The 434-nt window shown below is 58.5% G+C and carries 1 protein-coding gene; it reads right to left on the reverse strand.

Features of this window, described 5'->3' with window-relative positions:
* The coding region (locus IDM28_RS23700; RefSeq protein ID WP_188036979.1) for an immunoglobulin-like domain-containing protein at positions 1–434 on the reverse strand (434 nt) is incomplete at both ends.

Below are 434 nucleotides of genomic sequence, written 5' to 3' on the forward strand. Positions count from 1 at the left end.
TAACGGTCAAGGTAGCCGTGGTACCCGCCTGCGGCGGATTGCTCAGCTGGAAGTTGAAGGTGAGGTTCGCGTCGCCTTCTTTCGCAGCTTCCGCAGTGACGGCCACAGTGGTGGTGTCGATGGTGTCTTCGACGGCAACGGTAGTGGTCGCGCCAGTCAGATCGACGGCTTCGAAGTTGCCGCCGGTGACGCCCGTGACGGTGGCAGTCACTTCGCTGCCATCTTTGTAGACGTCTTCAACGTTAGTATTCGGAACCAGCAGAGTACCCTTGCCGGATGCATCGATATCAACGGTGTAGTTTGTGCCACCGACGTTAACGGTCAGAGTCGTGGTGCTGCCGGCTTGCGGCGGATTGCTCAGCTGGAAGTTGAAGGTGAGGTTGGCATCCCCTTCTTTCGCAGCTTCAGCAGTGACGGCCACAGTCGTGGTATCG

Origin of the sequence: Pseudomonas sp. EZ-C24, from assembly GCF_014525325.1 — a bacterium.
GTDB classification, from domain to species: domain Bacteria; phylum Pseudomonadota; class Gammaproteobacteria; order Pseudomonadales; family Pseudomonadaceae; genus Aquipseudomonas; species Aquipseudomonas shirazensis.